This window comes from Enemella evansiae, from assembly GCF_004362375.1.
Taxonomy (GTDB): domain Bacteria; phylum Actinomycetota; class Actinomycetes; order Propionibacteriales; family Propionibacteriaceae; genus Enemella; species Enemella evansiae.
In genome coordinates this window covers 147177-171587 of sequence record NZ_SNXA01000012.1, presented here as the reverse complement: position 1 = coordinate 171587, position 24411 = coordinate 147177, and the positions used below count along the sequence as shown (strand labels likewise).

At 70.9% G+C, this 24411-nt stretch carries 22 protein-coding genes; 5 read left to right on the top strand and 17 right to left on the bottom strand.

All coding sequences use genetic code 11. From position 1 onward, the window contains the following. Positions 1–15: 15 nt before the first annotated feature. Positions 16–1623 carry a polyprenol phosphomannose-dependent alpha 1,6 mannosyltransferase MptB gene (gene mptB / locus C8D81_RS17045; protein WP_094432450.1) on the bottom strand — a complete coding sequence of 536 codons (1608 nt, stop codon included), beginning with the start codon at positions 1621–1623 and terminating at the stop codon, positions 16–18. A gap of 117 nt (positions 1624–1740) precedes the next feature. Continuing rightward, positions 1741–2610, bottom strand: coding sequence for a LysR family transcriptional regulator (locus C8D81_RS17040; protein WP_166646865.1), 870 nt, complete (start codon positions 2608–2610; stop codon positions 1741–1743). Between the two features lie 82 nt (positions 2611–2692). Here C8D81_RS17040 and C8D81_RS17035 point away from each other — a divergent pair, with 82 nt between their 5' ends. After that, positions 2693–3943, top strand: a complete 1251-nt coding sequence (locus C8D81_RS17035) for an MFS transporter (protein ID WP_133626450.1) — start codon at positions 2693–2695, stop codon at positions 3941–3943. On the opposite strand, the gene C8D81_RS17030 is transcribed toward C8D81_RS17035, so the two are convergent. The 3 genes from C8D81_RS17030 to groES form a co-directional block, all read right to left on the bottom strand. Further along, the gene (locus C8D81_RS17030) at positions 3891–4652 is read right to left on the bottom strand and encodes a phosphotransferase (protein ID WP_133626449.1); all 762 of its coding nucleotides are present in this window, start codon (positions 4650–4652) and stop codon (positions 3891–3893) included. The two genes, C8D81_RS17035 and C8D81_RS17030, sit on opposite strands and share 53 nt — an antisense overlap. Positions 4653–5103: 451 nt before the next feature. Further along, positions 5104–6705 carry a chaperonin GroEL gene (groL, locus tag C8D81_RS17025; protein WP_094432442.1) on the bottom strand — a complete coding sequence of 534 codons (1602 nt, stop codon included), beginning with the start codon at positions 6703–6705 and terminating at the stop codon, positions 5104–5106. Positions 6706–6719: 14 nt separating this feature from the next. Next, positions 6720–7016 carry a co-chaperone GroES gene (gene groES / locus C8D81_RS17020; protein WP_094359870.1) on the bottom strand — a complete coding sequence of 99 codons (297 nt, stop codon included), beginning with the start codon at positions 7014–7016 and terminating at the stop codon, positions 6720–6722. A 416-nt stretch (positions 7017–7432) separates the two neighbouring features. On the opposite strand from groES, the gene C8D81_RS17015 reads away from it, so the two are divergent. Genes C8D81_RS17015 through C8D81_RS17005 form a run of 3 tightly spaced genes read left to right on the top strand, consistent with a single transcriptional unit; the run spans position 7433 to position 10715 of the window. Continuing rightward, entirely contained in the window at positions 7433–8731 is a 1299-nt protein-coding gene (locus tag C8D81_RS17015; RefSeq protein WP_229119674.1) for a quaternary amine ABC transporter ATP-binding protein, read from the top strand. Beyond that, complete coding sequence (locus C8D81_RS17010) at positions 8728–9696, top strand: ABC transporter permease (protein WP_094432440.1); 969 nt, start codon at positions 8728–8730, stop codon at positions 9694–9696. The genes C8D81_RS17015 and C8D81_RS17010 overlap by 4 nt, the downstream gene beginning before the upstream one ends. Continuing rightward, positions 9693–10715 (top strand): glycine betaine ABC transporter substrate-binding protein, encoded by a 1023-nt coding sequence (locus C8D81_RS17005; protein ID WP_094432437.1) that lies wholly within the window; start codon positions 9693–9695, stop codon positions 10713–10715. Before C8D81_RS17010 ends, C8D81_RS17005 begins: the two co-directional genes overlap by 4 nt. A 166-nt stretch (positions 10716–10881) precedes the next feature. Here the strand turns inward: C8D81_RS17005 and C8D81_RS17000 are convergent, their stop codons facing one another. Genes C8D81_RS17000 through C8D81_RS16970 form a run of 7 tightly spaced genes read right to left on the bottom strand, consistent with a single transcriptional unit; the run spans position 10882 to position 18507 of the window. Beyond that, on the bottom strand, positions 10882–11910 hold the full coding sequence (locus tag C8D81_RS17000; RefSeq protein WP_208109362.1) for an NAD(P)-dependent alcohol dehydrogenase: 1029 nt from the start codon (positions 11908–11910) through the stop codon (positions 10882–10884). A gap of 24 nt (positions 11911–11934) precedes the next feature. Beyond that, positions 11935–13086, bottom strand: a complete 1152-nt coding sequence (locus C8D81_RS21040) for a class I SAM-dependent methyltransferase (protein ID WP_166646864.1) — start codon at positions 13084–13086, stop codon at positions 11935–11937. A 17-nt stretch (positions 13087–13103) separates the two neighbouring features. After that, a complete protein-coding gene (tsaD, locus tag C8D81_RS16990) occupies positions 13104–14144 on the bottom strand; it encodes a tRNA (adenosine(37)-N6)-threonylcarbamoyltransferase complex transferase subunit TsaD (protein ID WP_094400010.1) in 1041 nt (346 codons plus the stop codon). After that, positions 14141–14599: a GNAT family N-acetyltransferase gene (locus tag C8D81_RS16985; protein WP_133626448.1), complete on the bottom strand. Its 459-nt coding sequence runs from the start codon at positions 14597–14599 to the stop codon at positions 14141–14143. The genes tsaD and C8D81_RS16985 overlap by 4 nt, the downstream gene beginning before the upstream one ends. Continuing rightward, positions 14596–15342, bottom strand: a complete 747-nt coding sequence (gene tsaB / locus C8D81_RS16980; protein WP_133626447.1) for a tRNA (adenosine(37)-N6)-threonylcarbamoyltransferase complex dimerization subunit type 1 TsaB — start codon at positions 15340–15342, stop codon at positions 14596–14598. Before tsaB ends, C8D81_RS16985 begins: the two co-directional genes overlap by 4 nt. Then, positions 15335–16297 (bottom strand): tRNA (adenosine(37)-N6)-threonylcarbamoyltransferase complex ATPase subunit type 1 TsaE, encoded by a 963-nt coding sequence (gene tsaE / locus C8D81_RS16975; protein ID WP_229237978.1) that lies wholly within the window; start codon positions 16295–16297, stop codon positions 15335–15337. The genes tsaB and tsaE overlap by 8 nt, the downstream gene beginning before the upstream one ends. Positions 16298–16299: 2 nt before the next feature. Beyond that, entirely contained in the window at positions 16300–18507 is a 2208-nt protein-coding gene (locus C8D81_RS16970) for a DEAD/DEAH box helicase (RefSeq protein WP_133626446.1), read from the bottom strand. Between the two features lie 343 nt (positions 18508–18850). On the opposite strand from C8D81_RS16970, the gene C8D81_RS16965 reads away from it, so the two are divergent. Beyond that, a complete protein-coding gene (locus C8D81_RS16965; protein ID WP_094400016.1) occupies positions 18851–19978 on the top strand; it encodes a glycosyltransferase family 4 protein in 1128 nt (375 codons plus the stop codon). Between the two features lie 132 nt (positions 19979–20110). Here C8D81_RS16965 and C8D81_RS16960 read toward each other — a convergent pair whose 3' ends face one another. From C8D81_RS16960 to C8D81_RS16940, 5 genes are read right to left on the bottom strand one after another with little or no spacing between them, the layout of a single operon-like run. After that, positions 20111–21193 (bottom strand): alpha/beta fold hydrolase, encoded by a 1083-nt coding sequence (locus tag C8D81_RS16960; protein WP_166646863.1) that lies wholly within the window; start codon positions 21191–21193, stop codon positions 20111–20113. A 5-nt stretch (positions 21194–21198) separates the two neighbouring features. Continuing rightward, a complete protein-coding gene (gene alr / locus C8D81_RS16955) occupies positions 21199–22350 on the bottom strand; it encodes an alanine racemase (RefSeq protein ID WP_133626445.1) in 1152 nt (383 codons plus the stop codon). Continuing rightward, positions 22347–23783 carry an NAD(P)H-hydrate epimerase gene (locus tag C8D81_RS16950; protein WP_133626444.1) on the bottom strand — a complete coding sequence of 479 codons (1437 nt, stop codon included), beginning with the start codon at positions 23781–23783 and terminating at the stop codon, positions 22347–22349. Before C8D81_RS16950 ends, alr begins: the two co-directional genes overlap by 4 nt. A 31-nt stretch (positions 23784–23814) precedes the next feature. Next, positions 23815–24018, bottom strand: coding sequence for a hypothetical protein (locus C8D81_RS16945; protein ID WP_094359844.1), 204 nt, complete (start codon positions 24016–24018; stop codon positions 23815–23817). Between the two features lie 33 nt (positions 24019–24051). Further along, positions 24052–24402, bottom strand: a complete 351-nt coding sequence (locus tag C8D81_RS16940; protein ID WP_094400022.1) for a holo-ACP synthase — start codon at positions 24400–24402, stop codon at positions 24052–24054. Between the last annotated feature and the right edge of the window lie 9 nt (positions 24403–24411).

Below are 24411 nucleotides of genomic sequence, written 5' to 3'. Positions count from 1 at the left end.
CTCATCCCCACGACCTCATCCCACGACGGCGGCCGGCCGCTCCTCGGCCGTCTCGGCCTCGGGGGCCGGTTCCGGCACGATCTGCAACCGGGTGCTGTTGGCCCAGAAGATCCAGCCGAGCGCCGCGCCGACCAGGTAGCCGACGATCGGGCGCATGCCGTAGTACTCGAGGCCGCCCTCGACGACGATGAACAGGATCATCACCCCGATGAGCGCCCGGAACAGCCGATTCGGGTACCGCAGCATGCCCACATAGATACCGCCCCAGAGCAGATACCAGACGTGATATCCGGCACCACTGAAGGCGATCGCGGAGAAGCCCCAGGTGAGCCAGCGGATCGGGTGGTCGCGCCAGCTGCGGTCGGTCTCCGGCAGCTCGGCACCGGCGACCTGCTGCACCGAATGGTTGCGTACCCGCCGTCCGATCCAGACGTCGGGGAAGAAGTAGCGCCAGGCGAGCACCCCCAGCATCAGTACGCTGAGCACGGTCGTCACCCGGGACAGGAACGGCAGCAGGCCGTGGCGGATCCCGACCCAGTTCAGCACCGGCCCGATGAACTGCTCGACGATGCTGGCCGGTGACATTCCCCAGGTCAGCTCACCGATGTTGGCCGCGTGCCGCCAGCCCATGAACTCGAAACCGATGGCCAGCGAGACGGCGGTGAACGAGGCGGCGGCCAGGCCGCAGCTGACCAGGCTGCGACCGATGATCACCAGCAACCGGCGGCCGGGGGCGAGGTCCTTGAGCCGGGCCGCCACCGGCAGCAGCCCGATCGCGAACGCGGCGATGATGCCGGGTTGCTTGAAGGTGGCGCCGACGCCGACCAGCAGCGCACCGACGATCATCCCGGGCGTACCGAAGCGCAGGGTGCACCAGATCGCGACCAGCACCAGCGCGACCATCATCGCGTCGTTGTGCATGCCGCCGACGAAGTGGATCAGCAGCAGCGGGTTGAGGATGGCGAACCACTTCGCGAGCTGGACATCGGCGCCGAGCTGCCGGGCGACCATGGGCACGAAGGCGGCGATCACGGCCACCGCGATCAGGATCGGGATGCGCATCGCGATCACCGAGATCAGCCCCTGGAACCCGGTCGCGACCGCGACCCAGTACTGCACCAGCAGCGCGAACGGCGGATAGATCGAGGTGGTGCCGCGCCAGACCTTGTGCACGTTGATCGCGAACGGCCCGCCGGCCTCGGTCAACCCGACCTTGTAGGGGTCGAGGCCCTGATGGATGATCCAGCCCTGGTCGGCGTAGAGGAAGGCGTCGGAGGAGAAGATCGGCGGCGCCAGCAGCACCGGCAGGCTCCACAGCACCAGGACCCAGGAGTGGTTCAGCAGCGGCACGCGGGCGGGGCGGAGCTTGAGCCAGGCCCAGATCAGCAGCGCCAGGCCGATCGCCATCAGCGCCCGGCCGACCTGATATTTCAGGACGCTGCGCAGGATCCGCAGCGGGGCGATCTGGTCCAGGGAGGCGTTCGGCACGAAACCGGGGGTCATCACCGCGATGCCGATGCACAGCATGCCGAGCATGCCGAGCAGCACACCGGGAATGCGCAAGGTGGCCACCAGCCCCGGGGGGCGCGCGTCAACCGTCTGCACCGACCCCGACTGCTGCACGTGTTTCCTTCCTGTCCGCTCCCGCCTGTGATGCTAGCCGCGCCGCGCCGGTGGTTCGAGCGGCCGCGGGTCTCGCACCGATTCTGTGTCGGAACTGCAATCTGGGGGTACGCCGGATCAGGCGCGTCGCAGGGTGGCGAGGAGGGCCCGGAGTTGGGGGCTGGGGTGGTCCGGGCGCCAGGCCAGCCCGATGCCGAGGTGCGGTTCGGGGGCGGTGAAGCGTCGCATCAGCAGGCCGCGAAGGCGGGGTACCCGGGCGCGGTCCAGCAGCCCGATCCCGGCCCCCTCGGCAACGGCCGCGAGCAGATGGTCGGCATCCGGTTCGTCGTGCAGTGTGGGGAACGGCCCGGCCCCGAAGAGCTGGGCCAGCAGCGCGGCATGGGCGGCGGGGGCCTGTCGGCGCGGCCAGCAGAGCACCACCTCCTCGAGCAACCATGCAGACCGGATCCGCCGTGAGCGGGCCAGCCGGTGGCCGGTGGGCAGGACCGCGACCACCTCGGACTCGGCGAGCGGCTCGACCCGAAGACCGGGCCGCTCGATCGGCGTACGCACGATCGCGGCGTCGAGATCACCGGTGGCCAGCCGGTCCAGATTCCAGGCCGTCCAACCGACCTCGGCGCGCACCTCGACACCGGGGTGCTGCCGGCCGAAGGCCGCGAGCGCCGCCCGGGCGACACCGGCGCCGTCGGAGCGGGTGTGGGCGATCCGCAGCACGCCGGCCTCGCCGTGACCCACGGCGGTCACCTCGGCGATCAGCGCCTCGTAGGAGGTGACGAGATCCCGGGCGCCGTCGGCGAGCCGCTGTCCGGCGGCGGTCAGGGTGACCCCGTGCGGACCGCGCTCGCACAGCTGCACGCCGAGCTGGCGCTCCAATCGCTTCACCTGTTGGGAAAGCGCGGGTTGGCTGAGCTGCAGGCGCTCGGCCGCGCGGGAGAAGTGCAGCTCCTCGGCAAGGGCGACGAAGTACTGCAGGCGTTCCAGCTGCATGAGCGCCATGATAAGCACAGCTAATCGCAGCGGTAGCAATCGGTATTGGCATCGGGCGGTGTCACCGGCACACGGTTGAGGCATGGAACTCACTGCGTCGAATGCCCCCACGGCCGCCGAGCGGACCCCCTGGCCACAGCACGCGCTGGTGCATGCGGTCTTCTTCGCGATGGGCGCCGAGCTCTTCCTGGTCCCTCCCCTGCTGGGGCTGATCGCCCGCGATTTCGGGGTGGGTGAGGCGAGCGCGGCCTGGGTGATCAGCGGTTACGTGCTCGGGTACGCGGTGTCCAGTCCGCTGCTCGCCGCACTGACCGAGGGGCTCAGCCCCCGCCGGGTGATCCTGGCCGGCGTCGCCATCTTCGCCCTCGGCGATCTCGGCTGTGCGCTGGCGCCGACCCTGCCGGTTCTGGTGGCCGCCCATGCGGTCAGCGGGATCGGTGGCGGGCTGGCCGCGCCGGCGATCTGGGCCCTGCTCGGGGAGACCGCGGCCGCCCACCAGAAGGGTCGGGCGATCTCGGTCGGTGCGGCGCTGTATGCCGGCGGGCAGATCGTCGGTGTCCCGCTGGGCAGCCTGCTGGCGGCGGCCACCGGGTGGCGGCTGCCGTTCGTGGTGATCGCCGGCTGGTTGGCGATCAGCTGGCTGGCGATCGCGGTACGCCTCCGCGACCCGGCCGGTGCCGCGCGCCCGCGACGGACCCGGGGCGCGGCGATCCGGGCCTCGCTGGGGCTGTGGCGGTACCGGGACTTCCTCGGGACACTGGCCGCCACCACGTTGACCCAGGCGGCGCGGATCGGGGCGTACAGCTATGTCGGGGTGATCTTCGGTCAGCGTTACGGCTTCGGCCTGGCCGCCCTCGGTGCGCTGGGTGCGGCGGTCGGTGCGGGGTCGATGTCCGGGTCGCTGCTGGCCGGCCCGGTGATCGATCGGTGGCGTACCACCGGCCGGCCGCTGGCTGCGCCGTTGATCGGGTGGGCGGTGCTGCTCGCGGCCGCGATCGTCGGCACGCTGGCGGTCGATGCGGTGGTACCGGCGGTGCTCGGTCTGCTGATCTGGTGCGCAGCCGGTGGGGCGTGCTACAGCACCGCGCAGGCCATGCTGGGGATCACCTTCAGCGACCGCCGGGCCGCCGCGGTGAGCTGGAACAACGCCTCGATGAACGCCGGTGTCGCGGTCGGCACCGCGCTGCTCGGCACCCTCGCCCTCGGGTCGGCGGGGTTCATCACGGCCGCCGCCGGCCTCGCGGGGCTGGGCGCCCTGGTCGCCGGCTGGCTCACGCTGCTCAGCGTCCGCGGCGGCCGAGCGCGCGGCGAAGCTGCGGGCACCGTTCGATGAGTGCCTGGCGCGCCCGGCTCATCCGGGTCGGCTCACCGGCCGTCTCGGCCAGGTGGATCATCCCCGCATCACCGGCAGCGACCGCGGCGGTGATGCCCTCGATCGCGAGCCGGGTGCGCTCCAAGGTCGCGTCGATGAGTTCGTGGGCGGTGATCCCGCCGTGGGTGTCGGCGATCAGCTGGAGCCGGTACGCCTGCTCCTCGAGCGGGTCCGGGGTGAACAGCGGGACCGCGGTCCAGGCGATCATGCCCAGTTCCAGCGCCGGGGTGGTCGGGCCCGCCAGGTCCCAGTCGAACACCCCGGTGAGCCGGTCCCCGTCGAAGCAGACGTTGTAGGGCGCCAGGTCGTTGTGTCCGATACCGCTCGCCTGCGGCGGCCCGGGAAATCGCCAGGGGCCGGGGTGGGTGAAGTCGGCGGTGTCGCGGTGCAGGCGCACGGCGAACCGGGTGAGCTCGATCAGTTGGGCATCGGTGAGCCGGTCCTGGTCGACGTCGATGATGCGGCCGGGCAGGAAGTCGAGGATCTCCCGGCCCCGGTGGTCGATCCCGTGCACCCGCGGCACGCATGGGGTACGCCGGGCCGCGAGGTGGTCCAGGAGCGCGTGCACCGCGGGGGTCCACGGGCCGATCTCCCGGCGTACCGTGTCGCCGACCCGGTACGCCCCGGCAACATTGCCGCCGGGCAGGCGTACGCCCTCCTCCTCGTCCACCGTCGCCATGCTAGGCCGCAGTTACCGAGTGGTCGAACCCCAGAATCCACCCCGCGTACTCCGCCGCAAGCCGCAGACCCGCATGCTCTCGTCGGACGTGGATCACGAGGGACGCATTCTGGGGTTCGACCATGCGGTCAGGACGGTCTCGGTCGGCGAAGCCTCCAGGTGTCAATCACCAGATGATTCTCCGGCCGGGGATCGTGGGGCCGATCCAGCACGGTCTGCCAGGACGGGTTCTGCAGCCCCTCGTTGTCGATCGATCGCGATTCGAGCCGGCGAACGCTTACGGCCGATCTGACAGTGTGCGGCAGCGGAAGTGTGCATAACCCCTGACATCTTGCGGCGGGGGTGGGGGTGATGGGGCGCGCCGCGCGCGAGCCGACGAGAAACAGCAGGGCCGCCCCGGTACGAACCGGGGCGGCCCCACGTGAGAACCGGAAGGCTCAGCTCAGTGGCTGTGGTCCTCTTCCTCGTCGTCCTCGGGCTTCTCCACCACCAGGGTCTCGGTGGTGAGCAGCAGCGAGGCGATCGAGGCGGCGTTGGCCAGCGCGGAGCGGGTGACCTTGACCGGGTCGATGACACCGGCGTCGATCAGGTTCCCGTATTCGCCGGTGGCGCCGTTCCAGCCATCGTTGGTCGGCAGCTCGGCGACCTTGGCGCAGACGACGTAACCCTGCTCGCCACCGTTCTCGGCGATCCAGCGCAGCGGCTCGACGACCGACTTGGCCACGATCCGGGCACCGATCGCGTCGTCACCGGAGAGACCCAGATCGCCGTCGAGGACCTTGGCGGCGTGGATCAGCGCGGAACCGCCGCCGGCCACGATGCCCTCCTCGATGGCCGCCCGGGTCGCCGAGACGGCGTCCTCGATACGGTGCTTCTTCTCCTTGAGCTCCACCTCGGTGGCGGCGCCGACCTTGATCACGCAGACGCCGCCGGCGAGCTTGGCGACCCGCTCCTGCAGCTTCTCGCGGTCCCAGTCGGAGTCGGTGCGCTCGATCTCCTGACGGAGCTGCGAAACGCGCGCCTCGACCTCGGAGGACTCCCCCGCACCGTCGACGATCGTGGTGTTGTCCTTGGTGACGACCACGCGACGAGCGCGGCCGAGCACCTCGAGCCCGACCTGGTCGAGCTTGAGGCCCACCTCGGGAGAGATGACCTGGCCGCCGGTGAGGATCGCGATGTCCTCGAGCATGGCCTTGCGGCGATCACCGAAGGCCGGGGCCTTGACCGCGACCGAGGTGAAGGTGCCGCGGATCTTGTTGACGACCAGGGTGGACAGCGCCTCACCCTCGACGTCCTCGGCGACGATGAACAGGCTCTTGCCGGCGCCGATGACCTTCTCCAGCAGCGGCAGCAGCTCGTTCATCGAGGAGATCTTGCCGCTGTTGATGAGGATGTAGGGATCCTCGAGCACGGCCTCCATGCGGTCGGCATCGGTGACGAAGTAGGGCGACAGGTAACCCTTGTCGAACTGCATGCCCTCGGTGAACTCGAGCTCGGTGCCGAAGGTCTGCGACTCGTCGACGGTGATCACGCCGTCCTTGCCGACCTTGTCGAAGGCGTCGGCGATCAGCTTGCCGATCTCCTCATCGCGGGAGGAGATGGTGGCCACCTTGGCCATGTCGTCGGTGGACTGCACCTCGCGCGAGTCGGCGTGCAGCTGCTCGACGACCTTCGCCACGGCGGCGTCGATACCGCGCTTCAGGCCGACCGGGTTGGCACCCGAGGCGACGGCCCGCAGGCCCTCGTGCACCAGGGCCTGGGCCAGCACGGTGGCGGTGGTGGTGCCATCGCCGGCGATGTCGTTGGTCTTGGTGGCGACCTCCTTGGCGAGCTGGGCGCCAAGGTTCTCGTAGGGATCGTCGAGCTCGACGTCACGAGCGACGGTCACGCCGTCGTTGGTGATCGTGGGGGCGCCCCACTTCTTGTCGAGCACGACGTACCGGCCCTTGGGACCGAGGGTCACCTTCACGGTGTTGGCGAGGACGTCGACGCCACGCTCGAGCGAGCGCCGCGCCTCCTCGTCGAACTGAAGGATCTTGGGCATGTATTACTCCTGGCTCACTTGGAAACGACGGCGAGGATGTCGCGGGCATTGAGGAGCAGCAGCTCCTGCCCGTCGTACTTGACCTCGGTGCCGCCGTACTTGGAGAAGATCACGACATCGCCCTCGGCGACGTCCATCGGTACGCGCTGACCCTTGTCATCGACGCGACCCGGGCCGATGCTGAGCACCTTGCCCTCCTGCGGCTTCTCCTTGGCGGTGTCCGGGATGACCAGACCGGAAGCGGTGGTCTGCTCGGCCTCGAGCGGCTGGACGAGGACGCGGTCCTCGAGCGGCTTGATCGTGACTGCCACGTCAGGCCCCTTTCATGTTTGGGGATTTCTGGTTGTCCACAGTCCCGGGGCGTCGTCGCGGGTGCCGTCCCAAGCTGCTGGCACCCTCGCCTCGAGAGTGCCAACTCTGAATCTACCGTCGCGCTGGCACTCGGGCAACCCGAGTGCCAAAACCGGTTCCGAGTACGCCGACCACGCCGCAGCGATATAACACGTTGGTAACGTCTGATAACGGTATTACTCCTAGTCAGCCGCCGACTGAGCACCTGGCGGTGTACCTGAACGGGTCCTCATGGCTCGGACCGACCGATTCGGCGTCCTAAGGTGGATCGGTCCGCCGGAGTACGCCGCACCCCCCGTGGCGCCTCGCCCCATCCGGCGGCCGCCCGGCTTGGCGTACCGCACAGCCCGCCTGCCCGGAAGGAGCCCGCGTGACCGTGACCGCACCAGATGGATCACACCCCACCGACGAACCATTTACCCCGTCCATCGTCGCCCAAAACCTCTACAAGTACTTCGGTCGCGATGAGGCCACCGTCGCCCGCCGGATCAGGGCCGGTGACTTCGACCCGACCGGTGTCGCCGGGACGGCCGCCGTCCTCGACGCGAGCTTCGAGGTCGCCCGCGGGGAGACCTTCGTGGTGATGGGACTGTCCGGCTCCGGCAAGTCCACGCTGATCCGGATGCTGAACGGGCTGAACACCCCGACCGCCGGCACCGTGCTGATCAACGGCGCCAATCTGACCACCGCCGATCCGGCCGAACTGCGGCGGATCCGGCGCGATGAGATCTCGATGGTCTTCCAGCATTTCGGCCTGCTGCCCAACCGCAACGTGCTCGCCAACGTCGGCTACGGCCTCGAGGTGCGCAAGGTCCCCCGCGCCGAGCGCGAGGAGCGGGCGGCGTACTGGATCTCCCGGGTCGGTCTGCAGGGTGTGGAGACCAAGCTGCCGAGCGAGCTGTCCGGCGGGATGCAGCAGCGGGTCGGTCTGGCCCGCGCGCTGGCCGCCGAGACCGACATCCTGCTGATGGACGAGGCCTTCTCCGCCCTCGACCCGGTGATCCGCGCCGACCTGCAGAGCCAGCTGCTGGAGCTGCAGGAGGAGCTCGGCAAGACGATCGTGTTCATCACCCACGACCTCAACGAGGCGATGCGCCTGGGCGACCGGGTGGCGATCATGCGCCGCGGTGAGATCGTCCAGATCGGCACCGCGACCCAGATCCTGACCAACCCGGCCAACGACTACGTGTCCCGCTTCACCGCCGATGTGGACCGCAGCCGGGTCCTCACCGCCGGCATGGTCGCCGACGACACCGCCCCCGATTTCGCGGCCGACACCCCGGCCAGCCAGGTCGCCACCGAACTGGTCCGGCTCGGTCACACCGCGGGTTCGGTACGCCGCGACGGCCAGTTCCTGGGGGTCGTGCTGCTCCGCGACGCGGTGGACGCCGACGGCACCGCCGCCGATCTGATCACCCCGCAGCATGCACCGGTGAAGCGCGGTACGCCGATCGGTGAGCTGTTCGGGGTGGCCGCGACCCAGGAGCAACCGCTGCTCATCTTCAACCGCCGCGGCGAACGGGTCGGGCTGCTCAGCCGGGACCGGATGCTCGATTCGCTGGCCACACCGGCCGAGGCGCCGACGGCCCCGCCCGCACCCACCCCGGCCCGACCGGCACAACCTGTCGAACCGGCCACCCCGAGCCCCGCCGCCACGAAGGGAGCTGCGCAGTGAACTTCGATCCGCTCAACCCGAGCTTCCCGGTCGGGGACGCCGTCGCCGACGCGATCGAGTGGTTGCAGACGAATCTGGCGGTCGTCTTCGACGTGATCCAGGGAGTGCTGGGCTTCCTCTACACCAGCCTCTCCGAGGGTCTGAACAGCCTGCCCTACTGGGTGGTCATCATCGTGCTGGCCGCGCTCGCCGGGTTCGCGACGCTGTCCTGGAAGCTCCCGCTGTTCACCGCGATCGGCTTCTACGTGATCCGCGGGTTCGACCTGTGGGAGCACGCGATGCAGACGATCTCGCTGGTCCTGCTGGCGGTGGTGCTCGCGCTGCTGCTGTCCATCCCGTTGGGGATCTGGGCGGCCCGCAACGACACCGTCTCCCGGATCGTGAAGCCGATCCTGGACCTGATGCAGACGATGCCGGCGATGGTCTATCTGATCCCGGCGATCACCATCTTCGGCATCGGCCCCACCCCGGGTGCGATCGCGACCCTGATCTTCGCCATGCCGCCCGGCGTACGCCTGACCGAACTCGCCATCCGCGGGGTCGACAAGGAGCTCGTCGAGGCCGGCCAGTCGTTCGGCGACACCCCCGGCCGGATCCTGCGCCGGATCCAGATCCCGGTCGCGCTGCCGACGATCATGGCCGGCGTCAACCAGGTGATCATGCTCGCCCTGTCGATGGTCGTGCTGGCCGGCATGGCCGGCGCCGGCGGACTGGGTGGCGATGTCGTCGGTTCGCTGAGCTCGCTGAACGTGCCGCTCGGCATCGACGCCGGCATCGCGGTGGTGATCATCGCGATCTATCTGGACCGGGTGTCCGCGGCCGTCACCAGCACCAAGCGGCGCTCCCGCCGCCGCACCACCGGGGACCCGGCGCAGGTCACCGAGGCCGACGCCGACAACCCCGCTACCGAGAAGACCTCCGGCAATGTCGCCGAACCCCACCTCGAAGGAAAGGAACTCCGATGAAGAAGAAGCACCTCGTGGCCCCCGCGGCCGTCCTCGCCGGCTCCCTGCTGCTGGCCGGCTGCGGCGCCTCGAACAGTGGCGGCGGCACCGCCGCCCCCGGCGGCTCCGGCGCCTCCAATGCCGCGACGGCCGACTACGCCAAGACCTGGGGCGAGTGCAAGCCCGGCAGCTCGGCGAAGAACGTCGCCGACATCCAGGGCGAGGACAAGGACAAGGACATCACCATCGGTGCCTTCAACGGCTGGGACGAGTCCTTCGCCACCGCGCACCTGCTCAAGGCGGTGCTGACCAAGGAGGGTTACAACGTCAAGGTCGACGCCTACGAGGCGGCCCCGGCCTTCGCCGGCACCGCCAAGGGCGATATCGATGTGATCACCGATGTCTGGATGCCGGTCACCCACCCGCAGTACCTGCAGCAGTTCGGCGACCAGCTGGAGCAGCTCGGCTGCTGGTACGACAACGCCAAGCTCACCATGGCGGTCAATGACAGCTCGCCGGCCAAGTCGATCGAGGACCTGGCGACGATGTCGGACCAGTACGGCGGCAAGCTCTACGGCATCGAGCCGGGTGCGGGTCTGACCAAGCAGACAAAGGAGAAGGCGATCCCGGAATACGGGCTGGACAAGATGCAGTTCGTCGTCTCCTCCACCCCGGCGATGCTGGCCCAGGTCAAGAAGGCCACCTCCGCCAACGAGAACGTCGCGGTCACCCTGTGGCGCCCGCACTGGGCCTACAGCGCCTACCCGATGCGTGACCTGGAGGATCCGAAGGGTGCCATGGGTGGCACCGAGGTGATCAACTCGGCGAGCAGCAAGAAGTTCGCCCAGGACAACCCGAAGGCCGCTCAGATCATCAAGAACCTGCAGCTGAACGACAAGCAGCTCTCCGATCTGGAGAACTTCATGATGAGCCCCGACGAGTTCGACGGCAAGGACAACGACGCCGCCGTGGCCAAGTGGCTCGAGCAGAACCCCGACTTCGCCGAGAAGCTGAAGTCGGGCCAGCTCGGCGCCGCCTGACCTACCTCGAGTAGCGGACCCCGGCGCAGCGAAGCCGGGGGAAGCGGGTCAAGATGTACGCCGGAACGCCGGTCGGTCTCCTCGGAGATCGGCCGGCGTTGTCGTTGGTACGCCTACCGATGCCCGGGAGGTGGCTTCGTCCCGATGCTCGCTCAGCCGACGGGTCTCAGCGGCCCGGGTGCACCATCGACTTGAGCCCGGCGGCGTGCCGGGTGCTGTCCAGGGATTCCTCCACCTGGTCGAGCCCGTAGTGCTCCCCCACCAGGCCGTCCAGATCGACCATGCCGGCGGCGGCCAGGTCGATCGCCGTGGCGAAGGTGTTGGCGTACCGGAACGAACCGATCACGGTCAGCTCGTGGTTCTGCATCAGGCCCATCGGGATCGCCACCTCCTCCGGGCCGCGACCGACCAGCACCACTCGGCCGGCGGGGCGGATCGCGGGGAAACCGCGACGCAGCGCCGCCGGTGAGCCGGAGCATTCGATGAACGCGTCGAAGTGGGTCTCCGGCATCCGGGACCGCATCGAGGTCATGTCCAGGACACTGGTGGCACCGACCGCGGCGGCCTGCTCCAGCCGCCCCGCGGACAGGTCGGTGACGGTGATGTCGGTGGCGCCGAGCGCCTTGGCGACCGCGACCGTGGTCAGCCCGATCGGGCCGGCGCCGGTGATCAGCACCCGGGAGCCGGCCCCGACATGGGCCTTGCGCAGCGCGGCCAACCCGACCGACATCGGTTCGATCAGCGCGGCCGCGTCGGCCGAAAGCTGTTCGGGGACCGGGTGGGCGAAGTCCGCGGCCAGCGTCAGATATTCCCGGAAGACCCCGTCGTGCCCGGGCGTACCGAGGAAGCAGATCTGTTCGCACAGGTTGTACCGCCCGGCGTGGCACATCGCGCAGCGGCGGCAGCACAGCAGTGGCTCGATCGCGACCAGTTCCCCGATCCGATCCGGCGAGACCCCTTCGCCCACGGCGACCACCCGTCCCGAGGCGGTACGCCCCAGCACCACCGGTCCGCTGAGGGTGGTGTTGGTGCCGCGGCCGCGGGACCAGAGGTTCACATCGGATCCGGAGACGGCGGCGGACTCGACCCGGAGCAGCACCTCACCGGGACCGGGTTCGGGCACCTGGCGTTCCTCGATGATGAGTCGGCGGGGCGCGGTGAGCACGCTGGCGCGCATCGTGCTGGGGATAGTCATGGCCCTCCTCGAATCGGTGCCAGCCTACCCAGCGCGGCGCACCACCAGTGCCCGCGCCCCTTCGGGGGTCGGGGTGAGCACCAGGGTGGCCCGTTCGGGCCCGCTGGGCCGCAACCGGCGGCGCAGCACGGCCGGGTCCAGCTCGAGGCCGCGCTTCTTGATCTCCAGGGTGCCGATCCGGTGCTCGCGGACCCAGGAACGCAGCGTCTTCTCCTTGTACGGCAGCACCTCCAGCACCTCGAAGGCCGTCGCGAACGGGCTGTTGATCGGCTCCTCGGCACTCAGATAGGCGATCTGGTCCGCCAGCCGGGTCGCACCCAGCTCGGCGGCCAGCGCCGGCACCGCACCGCTGCGGATCACCGCCGGGTCGGGTTCCAGCAGGTACGCCCCCACCCCGGTCACCGGCAGCGGCACCTCGCTGGCGACGATCCGCTCCCCCGCCGGCAGCAGCACCGCCGCACGGACCGGATCCGCGAGCACCGCGGAGGTGAGGGTCACCTCGACCGCGCTGCCGTCGTGGGAGATCCACTCGGCACCGACCCCGTCGGGGATGAGTCGGTGCGGCAGACCCGGGCCCAGCTTCAGCATCGCGCCCGCGCTGCGCTGCAACAGTCCGGTCACGAAATCCCACGCTGGTTGGAAATCCTCGATCCGCCAGCTGCGCTCGGCGCCGCGGCGGCGGGCCGGATCGCCGAAGGCGACCTGGTCGGCGGCCAGCTCGATCTCCTCGGCGCGGGCGTGCCGGACGGTGACCCCGGGCAGGTCGGCGAGGTTGGCCTCCGCCAGCACCGCGGTCGCCTCATCGGCCTCCACCGCCAGCACCTCGAGCCCGGCTTCGGCGAACGCTCGGGCATCGCTGCCCAGTCCACAGCCCAGATCGGCGACCCGGCGTACCCCGGCCGCCACCAGCCGCGCGGCCCGCCAGCGGGCGACCTCGGGGCGGGTGGCCTGCTCCAGGCCGACCGGGGTGAGGAACATCTGCTCCGCGGCGGCGCCGAATTTGGTGCGGGCCCGGTGCCGCAGGGCGGCCTGACCGAGCGCGGCGGTCGCCAGCTCCGGGTCGAAGTCGCGGCGCAGCGCGGTCGCGGCGGCCAGCGAGTCCGGATCGGGTTGGCCCATCGCGGCGGTCAGGGCCGACGGTTCGGCGACCAGCCGGTGGGCCAGCGCGGCGTCCATGCCCATCGCTCCGGGGCTCAGACCAGGACGCGGGAGACCGGCAGCCCGGAGTCCGCCCCGAACTCCAGCCCGGACGGCTGCCCGCCCCGCTCGATCAGCTCCGCGGCCAGGGCGGCGATCATCGCGCCGTTGTCGGTGCACAGCGCCGGTCGGGGCCGGCGCAGGGTGATCCCGGCGGCCGCGCAGCGCTCCTCCAGCAGGGCCCGCAGCCGCGAGTTGGCGGCCACCCCGCCGCCGATCAGCAGGTCGTCGATGCCGTGGTCGGTGCAGGCGGCGACCGCCTTGGCCGACAACACATCGCAGACGGCCTCCTGGAAGCTGGCGCAGACATCGTCGACCGGCACCTCGCGGCCGTCGCGTTCGGCCGTCTCGACCCAGCGCGCGACGGCGGTTTTCAAACCGGAGAAGGAAAAATCGTAACGGTGCTTGGCCAGATCGTGCCGGGCGGTGAGCCCGCGCGGGAAGCGGATCGCGGTCGGATCGCCGTTCTTGGCGCGGGCATCGATCACCGGACCACCGGGATAGGCCAGGCCGAGCAACCGGGCCACCTTGTCGTACGCCTCCCCCGCGGCGTCGTCGATGGTGGCGCCGAGCTGAGTGATCTGGTCGATACCGTCCACCTTGAGCAGCGAGGTGTGCCCACCGGACACCAGCAGCGCGACCGTCTGGGCCGGCAGCGGGCCGTGATCGAGCAGGTCGACCGCACAGTGCGCCGCCAGGTGATTCACCCCGTAGAGCGGCTTGTCCAGGGCGTACGCCAGCGCCTTGGCGGCGGAGATGCCGACCACCAGCGCACCCATCAACCCGGGCCCGGCGGTGACCGCCACCCCGTCGATGTCGGAGAGTTTCACCCCGGCGCTGTCCGCGGCACGGCGCAGGGTCGGCAGCATCGCCTCCAGGTGCGCCCGGCTGGCCACCTCGGGCACCACGCCGCCGAAGCGGACGTGCTGGTCGACCGAGGAGGCCACCTCGTTGGCGAGCAGCTCGCGACCCCGGACCAGGGCCACCCCGGTCTCGTCGCAGGAGGACTCGATGCCCAGGATCAGGGGTTCGCTCACGACGCCTCCTCCAGCTCGGCGGTATCCAGTTCGCGGCGCATGATCACCGCATCCACGCCCTGACCGTAGTATCCGGCCCGCCGGGCGATCTCGGTGAACCGATGGCCGCGATAGAGCCGCAGCGCCGGCACGTTGTCGTGGCGGACCTCCAGCAGCAACTCGGTGCAGTCGAGTTCGGTCGCGGCCACGATCCCGGCGCTCAGCAGTGCGCTCGCCACTCCCCGGCCGCGCGCGGCAGGGGCGACCACGATCCGATTCAGCTCGGCCACCTCACCGACGTGCTGCACCGTGGCGACGGCGTGCACCGGATCGCCGACGACGAGCACGATCCGGTTGTCCGCGGCGAGTTCCTCGGCCCAGGCACGCTCGCTCCAGCGTTCCTTCACCTCGAAACCGGATTCCTCGAGGGCGGTGATGGCGGCCAGGTCGGCCGGCTCGGCGGGTCGGGTGGTCATCGCGGCGCCTGCTGGCCCTCGGGGCGCCTACCTCGCAGGCGCGGCCGGTTGGTGGGCAGCGCGGACTTCCGGCGGGTGGCGACGGCGGCGTCGGGGCGGCGCAGATAGAGCGGCTCGGTCCCCGCGGCGGGCAGTCCGGTGTTGAGTGCGGCGAGCAGGCCGGCGTCCAGGTGGTCGATCGGACCGGGCTCGCCGGTCACCAGCACCGCACCCGGCCCGACCACCGGCAGCGCGGGCAGGTCGGTGGGCGCGTTGACCGACGGGCCCTCGCGACGGGTGCCGTCCGGGGCGTACGCCGCCCAGTAGACCTCCTTGCGGCGCGCATCGGTGACGGCCAGGAATCCTTCAGGGGCAGAGAACCCGGGCGTACGCACGGCCTGGGCGGCGAGCACGTCGAGACTGCAGACACCGTGCAGGCCGATGTCATTGACCGCGGCCAGCACCTGCGCCGCGGCGATCCCGACGCGCAGGCCGGTGAAGGGACCCGGGCCGAGGCCGATACAGACCAGGTCCAGCTCGGCGGGTCGCAACCCCGCCTCGGCGAGGGCGGCGGCGATCAGCGGGGTGAGCTGCTCGACGTGCTGGCGGCTGTCGGCGAGCTCGGCGCGGGCGACGATCTCACCATCGACCGCGACCCCGACGCGGACGTCGGTGGCGGTGTCGATACCGAGGACGCGGGCTGGGGTGGTTTCGACTCGCTCGTCCCTCGCTCGCTCAACCGACGTGGGAGTGACCTCAGTCATCCTGCCCTCCCAGGGATTCGCGCAGTTCGACCCAGCGCGGGCCGATGCCGGTGAGCCAGACCTCGCGGGTCTCGTCGGCGGGGTCGTCGCCGCGGCGGATCTCGATCTCCAGCCGCTCGTCGGCGAGTTGTTCGGCGAGCCCGGCGCCCCACTCGACGACGGTCACCGAGTGATCGGTGTCGGCGTCCAGGTCGATGTCGTCCAGTTCGGCGGCATCCCCGAGACGGTAGGCGTCCACATGCACCAGCTCGGGCCGTCCGTCGGTGGTCGGATAGACCCGGGAGAGCACGAAGGTCGGCGAGATCACCGGTTCGGTGACTCCGAGCCCGGCACCGATGCCCTGGGTCAGGGTGGTCTTGCCCGCCCCCAGGTCACCGGTGGCGATCAGCAGGTCACCCGGACGCAGGATCGCGGCCAGGCGTACCCCCAACGCACGCATCGCCTCGGCATCGGGCACGACGACCCGCAGCGGCAGCTCCCGGGCGAAGTCGTAACCGTGCTCCAGCTCGCGGGCGATCTCGAATCCGCGGTGCCGCCACCAGCCGACGACCTGCGGGAACTCCTTGCGGGCAAAGAGTTCCGCGCGGACGTAGCCCAGCTCGGTGGCGAGTTCGCAGACCGCCTCGACCATCGCGGTGGCGACACCGTGCCGCTGGTACGCCGGATGCACCGAGACCCGCTGCAACCGGGTCACCCCGGGCTGTCCGGGATCCGGCGGCGGCAGCAGGATCACCCCGGCCAACTGGCCGTCGACCCGGGCCACCACACCGGTACCGCGGGCGATCTCGGCGGCCACCGATTCGGCGGTCTCCGAGAGCGCGGGCGGCGGCGGATCGACCTGGGCCCGGGCCCCGAACGCGGCATGGATCACCTGGACCACGCCCGCGGCGTCGGCGACCTCGACCACGGCGAGATCCAGGATCGGTCCATCCGGTTCGGTTGCCGCATGCTCCACGGTCAGCCCTCCCGGCTCCGCGGGCCGCGGGAACCATGTCCGGCGCGACCGCGCGGACCGCCGGAACGGCGATCCTGGCCGCGCCCGCGGCCACCCTGGCGATCACCGGAATCCCGGCCCCAGGCCGGCCGGCGCTTCTTCGGCCCGCGCGCCTCACGCCGCGGGGCGACCAGCTTGGCGTACTCCTCCTCGGTGACCGGCGCGCCGCTCGGCGTCCGGGCACCGGTCAACTCGGTCAGCAGGTCACCCTCGGGGCGCACCTCGACCGGTTCGACCTTCACTCCGGCCTGACCGGTGATCCGACGCATCTGCTTGCGCTGGTGCGGCAGCACGATCGAGGCGACGATCCCGGTACCGCCGGCGCGAGCCGTGCGGCCGGCGCGGTGCAGGTAGTCCTTGGGACCCATCGGCGGATCGACCTGGAGCACCAGGGAGACCTCGTCGACGTGGATGCCGCGGGCCGCGACATCGGTGGCGACCAGCACCGGCAGGGTGCCGTCCTTGAAGGCGGCCAGGATCCGGGCGCGGGCGCCCTGGGTCAGCCCGCCGTGCAGGGCGCCGGCGGTGACGCCGGCGCTGCGCAGCTGCTCGGCGACCCGGTCCGCGCCGAGCTGGGTGCGGACGAAGATCACCGTGCGGCCCTCGCGGTTGGCGATCGCTGCGGTGGCGGCGTTCTTGTCGTGCGGCAGCACGTGCAGCACCCGATGCTCCATCGTGTTCACCGCGGCCTTGGCGGCATCCACCTCATGGGTCACCGGATCGTGCAGATACGCCCGGACGAGCCGGTCGATGCCGCGATCCAGGGTGGCCGAGAACAGCAGTCGCTGCCCATCGGTGGGGATGGCGTCGAGGATCGTGGTGACATCGGGCAGGAAGCCCAGGTCGGCCATGTGGTCGGCCTCGTCGAGCACGGTGATCTTGACCTGGGTGAGGTCGGCGACGCCCTGGTCCATCAGGTCGATCAGCCGGCCCGGGGTGGCGACGACGACGTCGACACCGCGGTCGAAGGCCTTGATCTGCGGGCCGAAGGCCATCCCACCGGCGACCAGGGTGACGCTCAGGCCGAGCTCCTTGCCCAGCGGGGCGAGCACGTCGGCGACCTGCAGGGCGAGCTCGCGGGTCGGTACCAGCACGACCGCACCGGGGCGGCCGTTCGGGTCGGCATCGGTGTTCGCGAGCCGGGTGAGCAGCGGCAGGCCGAAGCCGAGGGTCTTGCCCGAGCCGGTCCGGCCGCGGCCCAGCACATCCTTGCCCTCGAGGGCATCGGGGATGGTGGCCGCCTGGATCGGGAACGGGGTGGTGATGCCCTGCCGGGTCAGCGAGGAGACCAGCTGCTCGGGCAGGCCGAGGTCGCCGAAACCGGGGGCGTCGGCGTCGACCTCGGGCTGATCGGCGACCGGCGCGGCCGCGGTCACGGTCGCCTCGGTCGGCTCCCAGGACATCGTGTCGGCGTGCTCCAGCTCCTCGAGCTGGTCGTGGCGCGGCTCGTCACGGAACTGCTCGCGGCGCTCGGTGCGGCGACGGTCGTCGCGGTGGTGGCCGGCACCGAACTTCTCACCGGTGAAGCGTTCCTTGCTGCGCGGACGCCGATCATCCTGGCCGCGGAAGTCCCGGCGGTTGTCCCGTCGGTCGTCGCGGTCGCGGAAATCGCGGCGATCGTCACGGCTGCGGAAATCGCGGCGGTCATCGCGATCGCGGAAGTCGCGACGGTCGGTACGCCGGTCGTCCCGGTCCCGGAAGTCCCGGCGGTCGTCACGGCTGCGGAAATCCCGACGATCATCACGGTCGCGGAAGTCGCGACGGTCGGTACGCCGGTCATCCCGGTCGCGGAAGTTCCGGCGGTCATCACGATCGCGGAAGTCCCGGCGGTCGGTACGTCGATCATCCCGGTCCCGGAAATCCCGCCGGTCGTCACGGCTGCGGAAATCCCGACGATCGTCACGATCACGGAAATCCCGGTCCTGGCGGGGCTCGACCTTCGCAAACGACCGACCGCGGCGATCCGGCGTACGCCGCTCCTCACTCGACCGCTCGAAACGATCCCGCTCGACACGGGGCTTGCCGCCGCTGCGGCGCGGGGCATGGCCGCGCTCGGAACGCTCGGAAGCGCTCCAGCGCTTCTTCGGCGTACCGTCGGCCTTGAAACTCTTGGGACGGCTCTTGCCCGGGGCCGTCTTGCTCCGCACCTTGGTCGTGGGGCGTTTGGACACAACTCACTCATCTCTGGACGCATCGGTCCGCTGGTAGGTACGTCAGCGGCCCCGAACGCCGGGCAGGCCCGGCGTGCTGCGATGCAGAGTTGGTGGCGGAAGACGAACCTCGGGCCCCCCGTCAGGGAGTCACCCATGTCTGATTCGAAACTAATTCTGTCCCGAGCTGCGCTGCGCAGTCGGGGACCGGGTCGGCGTACCGCCCGATCGCAAGCGAACAGTCTAGCAGCCCGGACCGTTATCACCCAGTCGAGGAGATCGCAACCAACTCGTCACCTGCTGTTGGCGGACACGACGACTCCACGGTGGGGGGTCTTTGCCTGCGGCGGGCTACGTTGGGGATGTGCGGGTAGCCATTGTGACCGAATCCTTCCTGCCCCAGATCAACGGAGTGACGCACTCGGTGATGCGGGTGCTCGAGCACCTCCGCGCGACCGGGCACGAGGCGATGGTGATCGCGCCCTCCCACAGCGGACGGGCGCCGAAGGAGTACGCCGGTTTCCCGGTGGTGCCGGTGACCTCGGTGGCGCTGCCCGGGTACGCCGACGTGCAGCTGTCGACCACCCCCCAGTGGCGCTTCGAGCGCATCTTCGCCGACTTCAACCCCGATGTGGTGCACCTGGCCGCGCCCTTCGCGCTGGGCCAGCGCGCCGGACTGGCCGCGCACCGGATGGGCCTGCCGAGCGTCGCGATCTACCAGACCGAGATCCCCACCTATGTGACCCGTTACGGCATCCCGCAGGCCGAGCAGCTGCTCTGGAAGTGGGTCCGCAACGTGCACCAGCTGGCCACCATGACCCTGGCGCCCTCGACCTATGCCCGCCAGCAGCTGGTCGGGCTCGGCGTGCAGCGCGTCGGACTGTGGGGCCGCGGTGTCGACTCGGTGCGGTTCCAGCCGGGCAAACGGGACGAGGCGCTGCGCCGGTCCTGGGCGCCGAACGGCGAGAAGATCATCGGCTATGTCGGGCGACTGGCGCCGGAGAAGCAGGTCGACGACCTGGAGGTGCTGGCCGATCTGCCGGGCACCCGGACCGTGATCGTCGGCAAGGGCCCGCGGATGGACGAACTGCGGCGGATCCTGCCGCATGCGGTCTTCCTCGGTCAGCTCACCGGTGACGAGTTGCCGCGGGCGATGGCCTCGTTCGACCTGTTCGTGGCGCCGGGTGAGTTGGAGACCTTCTGCCAGACCATCCAGGAGGCCCAGGCCTCCGGCGTACCGACCATCGCACCGGCCCGCGGCGGCCCGATCGACCTGATCGACCCCTCGCACACCGGCTGGCTCTACGAGCCCGGCAACCTGGCCGGGATGCGCGCCCACGTCCGTGACCTGCTCGGCGACGACTTCAAGCGCGCCACCTTCGCCCGCAAGGCGCGCGAGGCCGTCGAGCACCGCACCTGGGAGACCACCTGCGCGCAGCTGGTGATGCACTACCAGGAAGCGATCGACGCGGTCAGCTACGCCGCCGCCTGATCCCACCGCCTTCCGGCCCGCGGCTCGGGAAGCTGTCCGATTCACCGGGTGTGTACGCCGGGCAAGTGGCTTCGACTCGCTCGTTCCTCGCGGTTCCTGAGCGAGGAGCGCCAGCGACGAGACGAAGGGCGCTCAGCCGGCGTGCTTGCGTTCGGCTCGTTCGACGAGATGGTCGAGGACCTCGTTGTAGGCCTGGTGGTGCTCGACGATGCCCATGTGGCCCGAATCGGGGACGATCAACGAGTCGGCCCCCGGCAACTGTTCGATGATCCGGTCGGTGTGCTCCACCGGCACGATCGAGTCCTTCTCGCCGCCGATCACCGCGGTCTCGATCCGCGACAGCACCGGCATCGACCGCCGACCGTCGAACTCGGCGAAGGCCGGATAGAAGTCGGCCACCACCTCCATCGGGGTGCTGGCGACCATCTCGCTGAGGAAGTCGACGTATTCCGCCGGCACCTGCGATCCGTAACCCATCCGCCGGGTGATCACGAACGACACATCGGTGGAGACCCGGCGGGAGCGTTCGATCAGCGCCGGGATGCGGTTGGTGACCGACAGGATCGGTTCGGCCAGCCGCGGGAACAGCTCACCGGAGATGCCGGGCACGATCGAGTGCTGGGCCAGATTCCCCGAGGAGGTCGCGAGCAGTCCGGCGCCGACCACCTTGGTGCCGATCAGCTTCGGATACTGCCGGGCGAACTGCTGGATGGTCATGCCACCCATCGAATGGCCGATCAGCACCACCTTCTCATCGGGTTCGGTGGTCGCATCGAGCACCCGCTTGAGGTCCTTGGCGAGCTGGCTGATCCGGCAGAACCGCGGCTTGGAGCGGCTGGAGCGGCCGTGGCTGCGCTGGTCGTAGAGGACGACCTTGCGACTGCCGCGGAAGTGTTTGCGCTGGAAGTGCCAGCAGTGCAGCGAGAGCACGTAGCCGTGCACCAACACCACCGTCACCGCCTCGGGGTCGGCGTCGGGGCCCGGTTCGTCGACCTCGACGTGCAGGCGTACGCCGTCGGGGGTCACCACCTCCGGTCCGGGGGCGCGCAGGGTGAAGAACGCCTCGGCGGGCAGTTCGCGGCGCTTCGCCAGCTTCTGCCCGACGACCCGGCGCTCCAGTTCCCAGCCGGTGGCCACCGCACCCGCGGTGAGGGCGGCGATCCCGGTCACCAGACCGATACCCTGCGCCAACCGCGAACCACGCGCGGGACTCACTCTGGTCAGCCTCCTTGGACGGGGGTGTCCGACCCGGCGGTCACCCGGGGTACCCGGGCACCGATCCTGGTCACGATCTCGTAGCCGATGGTGCCACAGACCTCCGCCCAGTCCTCGGCGCTGGGGCTGGCGGGTCCGCCGAAAAGGGTGACCTCAGCACCCGGCTCCTCGGTGGCGTCCGGCCCCAGATCCACCACGAACTGGTCCATGCAGATCCGTCCCCGGACCGGTACCCGGCGGCCGCCCACCTCAACCTCGGCCACATTGCTGGCATGCCGCGGGATGCCGTCGGCGTACCCGAGCGGAACCAGCCCGAGCACCGTGTCCTGCTCGGCGGTCCAGGTCGCCCCGTAGGAGACGGTGGCCCCGGCGCGGACCCGTTTCACGTTCACCAGCCGGGCCCGCAGCCGCAGCACCGGGCGCAGCTCGACCCCGGCGCCGGCGGCGACCCCCTCCCCCGGGTCGACGCCATAGGAGGCGATCCCCACGCGGACCAGGTCGTAACGGGATTCGGGCACCTGCAGCGCACCCGCCGAGTTCGCCAGGTGCAGCAGTTCGGGGTCCAGTCCGGCCTCCCGGGCGGTGGCCACCGCCTCCTCGAACACCGCCACCTGCCGCTTGGTGGCGGGCAGCGACAGGTCGTCGGAGGCGATGAAGTGCGACCAGATCGCCACCACCGTGAGGTTTCCGGCCCGTTCGGCTGCCGCTGCGGCGGCGGTCAGTTCCGACCAGAGACCCACCGGGGCGCCGTTGCGGGACAGCCCGGTGTCGATCTTCAGGTGCACCCGGGCGGGTCGGCCGGCGCTGGCGGCGGCGGCGACCACTCGGTCCAACTGGTCGAGTCGGTGTACGCCGAGGTCGACGTCGGCGGCGATCGCGGGCGCCAGCTCCTCCGCCGGGCCATACATCCAGGCGAGCAGCCGGCCGCGGTCCCCCGTCGCCCGCACGGCGAGCGCCTCACCGAGGGTGACCACCCCGAGCCAGGGCACTCCCGCGTCCCGGGCCGCGGCGGCGCAGGTGAGCATGCCGTGGCCGTAGGCGTCGGCTTTCAGCACCGCCATCACCTGGGCCGGGGCGACCAGGTCGGCGATCGCGCGCAGGTTCGCGGCGTACGCCACCAGGTCGATCTCCGCGCTGGCGGTGTCGGGGTCGATCATGGCCGCTCCTTCGACAGTGAGGCGATCACCGCGGGGAACCGTTCGGCGAGTTCCTGCGGCGGCCACGGGCCGGGGTGCTGGGCGGCGGTGTACGCCTGCAGGCTGGCCGCGGCCAGGGCGGCGTCGCGGGGCGCCAACCCGGCCGCGAGGAGGGTCGCGCAGACCCCGGCGAGGGTGTCACCGGAGCCGGCCTGGGCCGTCCAGGCAGGGCCCGGAATCGCTGTGTGCACGAGGTTTTCACCGGCTCGGGCGACATATTGGGTGGCACCCTTGAGCAGCACGGTGGCGCCGGTGCGTTCGGCCGCGGTCCGCACCGCCCACCGTGGATCGGCCTCCACCCGGTCCCGGTCGACCTCGAGCAACCGCGCCAGTTCGCCGGCGTGCGGGGTGAGCAGCGCGTGCTCGAGCCGGCGCTGCGGCAGGTGCCGCAGGGCGTCGGCGTCGAGGACCACCGGCAGGCCGGTGGCGAGCACCGAGTCAATGGTGGTGCGGGCGTCGTCGCGGGCCCCCCAGCCGGGTCCGAGCAGGTAGGCCTGGCAGCGGCCCGCGGCGGTGACCACGTTCGGGAATCGCTGCACCACAATCGATCCCGCGCGTTCGTCACCGAGGAAGCGGACCATGCCCGGGCCGGCGTGCACGGCGCCGCCGACGGCCAGCAGCCCGGCACCGGGATAGTGCGCGGATCCGGCGTCGATGCCCACCACACCGCGGGCGTACTTGTCGCTGGTCGGGCCCGGATACGGCCAGGCCGCGGCCAGCTCGGGCAGCTCCCACTGGGCCAGCTCGGCCTCCCCCGGGTCGAGTGGCAGGCCGATGTCGACCAGGGTCACCGCACCGGCGAGCGATCGCGCGGGTTCGCTGAGCAGGCAGGGTTTCCGGGCGCCGAAGGTGACGGTGGCATCGGCCGGGAAACAGGTCTCACCGGCGCGCGCACTGTCGGCATCCAGGCCCGAGGGCAGGTCGACCGCGACCACGTCGGCGGGTCCGCCGCGGGTGGCGTCGGCGATCCGGGCGAGGTCGCCCGAAAGTCCGGCCCGGCCACCGATGCCGAAGCCGGCGTCGATCACCTGGTCGAAGTCCCCCGCCGCGATCCGGCGCAACGTCTGCTCGGTGTTCAGCCGGCGCCCGCCGACGCGCTCGAAGGCCCGCCACGCTGCGCCGTGCACCTGCTCGGTGACCAGCCACGCGAAGACCTGCGCGCCACGCCGGGCGAGCCGGCTGGCCGCGTACAGGCCATCGCCGCCGTTGTTGCCGGGTCCGGTGACCACCAGCACCCGGGCGCCAGTGACGCGCCCGCGCCGGCGCCGCAATCGGTCACCGCAGACGGCGGCCAGTCCGGCGGCGGCCCGCTGCATCAGGGCGCCGTCGCCGACCTCGGCCATCGCGCGTTCCTCCGCGGCGCGGATCGCGGGCGTCGAGTAGGCGTACCTCATGCCGGCAAGCCTAGAAGGAGACCTGGCTGGTTCAGGACCGCCGCCGCTGCAGCGCCCGGGCCCGCCAGTAGAGGATGTGGGCCAGGATCAGGCCGACGACGCCGACACCGAGCAGGATCAGCCCGCCGATGGACCGCCCGCCGGTCAGGGTCAGCGCGCCGTTGAGGATCAGGAAGCCGAAGCTGAAGGTCAGCAGCACCAGCAGTCCCACGCTGGGCGCGCTCTGCTGCGGCATTCGCTGGTTCTTTCCGGGCGCTTCGGGCACGGATCAAGCCTCACAGACCACGAAGGCGGTCGCAATTCCGGCGTCGTGGGACAGGGAGAGGTGGATGGCACCGACGCCGAGTTCGGCGGCACGGGCCGCGACGGTGCCGGTGACGGCGAACGACGGCCGGCCGAACTCGTCGACGAGCACCTCGGCGTCCTGCCAGCCGAGGCCGCGTTCGATCCGCAGCGCCTTCGCGAGCGCCTCCTTGGCGGCGTACCGGCCGGCCATCGAGGCCATCGACAGCTCCGCCTCGGCCGCGGTCAGGAAGCGGCGGGCGAACCCGGGCCGCCGTTCGCAGGCGCCGGCGAAGCGGTCGACCGCGCACACGTCGACGCCGATTCCGATGATCACGCGCCGACC